3 protein-coding genes are annotated in these 2517 nt (G+C 38.3%); all 3 read right to left on the reverse strand.

Going from position 1 to position 2517, the window contains the following annotated elements; translation table 11 throughout:
• Positions 1-50: 50 nt before the first annotated feature.
• Positions 51-233, reverse strand: coding sequence for a hypothetical protein (locus GC098_RS05780; protein ID WP_171641823.1), 183 nt, complete (start codon positions 231-233; stop codon positions 51-53).
• Positions 234-559: 326 nt separating this feature from the next.
• Positions 560-1312 carry an alpha/beta fold hydrolase gene (locus tag GC098_RS05785; RefSeq protein WP_171641825.1) on the reverse strand — a complete coding sequence of 251 codons (753 nt, stop codon included), beginning with the start codon at positions 1310-1312 and terminating at the stop codon, positions 560-562.
• Positions 1313-1327: 15 nt separating this feature from the next.
• A complete protein-coding gene (locus GC098_RS05790; protein WP_312879995.1) occupies positions 1328-1855 on the reverse strand; it encodes an alpha/beta fold hydrolase in 528 nt (175 codons plus the stop codon).
• Positions 1856-2517: the final 662 nt, after the last annotated feature.

Here is a 2517-nt window from a genome sequence, read left to right on the forward strand (position 1 = left end):
AATGTAGTCTTTTTTATATTGTAAAGTAATGTATATCATACTATTTATATTTACAGTGCTGGATATTCAGACTTTAACTGCTCTACTGAATCGTACTTCCCTGTTTCAAACGTTATCTTTGCGACTGATTTTTCAGTCTTATTTTTAACAATATGTCCATAAAACTTTCCATTCTTTTCGAAAATAAACATTGTTTTGTCAGGTTCTTTAAGCAATGGGTATTTTTTAATCACTTCATACACCTCCGATTGAGCATGTCATAAATTTTAAACAAAAAACCTCCTTTATACAAGAGGAGGTTTAGAAGCATTGAAATCTACTGAACTTGAGAAAGCGATGAAATCTTAATAAATTAGATCCGTTAATATTAAACCCCGAACTTCGACAAGTCGCTTATTCGAATTTTCTCCTATTTACTATTAGGGAAACCTCCCGTTAGGTGAGCAAAGGCTGCCGATTATTCCGGCATCCTATTAAGGTAAGTTTATTGAACAAATGTTCTTCGTTAGCGTAACTCCGATTCCCATCGATCTATCCTGATATGATGATGAGGAATCCCTTACTTTGAATTAGCGTCTAGAAATTGAAGAATCGCATCATTTACTAATGAAGGGTTTTCCCTTAACATATGAGGTCTATGGCTGCCGTTCGAGACAATAAGATAATTTGATCCTTTAACAAGGGAACTCAAGTGTCTGATTTTTTCCTCGCCGACAAATTGGTCATATTCACCAGTGATAAATAACGCCGGGCATTTAATACTGCTGAGTTGTTCCTCTGATAGTTGCGGGTATAGACGCCAATCTCGTGCTGATTGTCTCATATGTTCTTGCCAATTACCTTTATGTGCTTCCATGTGCCTTTCAATCATTTGATTAATCGTATCCTGCTTCCCATTTTCAACAAGCCATTCTGGTTCAAATTCTTCAACACCAGTTGGATCACAAAAACCGCTTGAACCAATAGTAGTAAGAGTAGCTACTCTATCGGAGTTATTAACGGCAACATATAGACCGACATTTGCTCCCAAGCTGTAACCAATCAAATGGGCTTTTGAGATATCCATATTATCCATAAATTCCACAATATCATCAGCAATTGTAGGCGTAGACCATTCAAGACTTTCGCATTTTGTCCTGCCATGTCCTCGGAAGTCAGGAAAAAAACAGGTGTATTTCTTTTGGAAATCTAGCATTTGACTCGCGAAAGCCAAGATGCCCCGGGAATACCCGCTATGCAGAAAGATTACAATCTCTCCAAAGCCCATTTTTTCGTAGAACATCTCCAAGTCCCTAGCCTGTAGGTATGGCATCGTTTCCCCCCTCCCTCATGAGTGTTGAGTTTCTATAAAATTCAATATGGTATCGTTGACAAACACAGGATTTTCTCCACTCATATGAGGTCTATGACTGGAACCTGGCACTATCACATAACGAGAGTTATGGATCAGAGCAGCTGCACGCTTTAGATCATCCTCAGGTGCGAGCTCGTCATATTGCCCACCAATAAAGAGAGTGGGACAGGCGATGCTGCTTAGTTCTTCGTCATTTAGCCGCGGATAGGTCCGCCAATCTTTAACCTTTTGCCGCAAGAATTCCTGCCAGTTACCTTGATGCGCGTCCATATGCCTTTCTATCATGGAATTGATAAAATCATTGCGACCGTTTTGTAAAAGCCACTCCGGTTCAAACTCTTCCGATCCTTTGGATGCGACAAAACCACATTGACCTATTGACGTCAATGATGCAATTCTGTGAGGATGACTGACAGCACAATGGAGCGCAACTCCTCCTCCCATACCATATCCAATAACATGTGCCTTGGAAATATGTAGTTGATCCATAAATTCTATAATGTCTTCAACATGCTAAGCAATTGTTTTCCTAACCCCTTTCAAATTCCAATTCGCTTTTAATGGATGTAATTTTATAACACTGATTTTGAGTAAAATACATAGTGTAGTCTCCTTGGTTTGTTTTTGGGACCCGTCATCAACTTACCAATGAGTCTTTTATATCCTCCTCAGACCCGATATTTATCCAAATAGGAATGTTGCCCGTTACTTCAGCAGACAAAGGCAGCCGATCGTGTTCGGCTGCCTTCATGTCGTGATTTCACTAACGTTTCTCTTTAGTTTAATGTTCTCTTTTTGTATTTATTGAAATACCAATCTTCAATTAAATTGTATGTGTCCTCAATTTTCTTGTTAAAACTGTATATAAATTCTTCCTTAATGTTCCTTCCGTTAAATCCGTACTCATCGTAACAATCAATAAAAATATCTCTTACATTCTCTAATTTATTGTCGTACAAGCATCGAATAAGCTTCTGCGTCACATTATCGTGTTCATTTTCTGGAGCTCCTCCTCGGATTAAGCCAAGAGGATCAAATTTATTAACAATTATTCTTAGCACCAGGAAATCCTTCATATATTCTTCGGATAATTTCTTTTTTAAGTCCTTGTCTATTTTCCATCAACCTCCGATTGATTGATCTAAGTGTCCCGTTAGCGTAAT

It is taken from the genome of Paenibacillus phytorum (assembly GCF_013141715.1).
Lineage (GTDB): Bacteria > Bacillota > Bacilli > Paenibacillales > NBRC-103111 > Paenibacillus_E > Paenibacillus_E phytorum.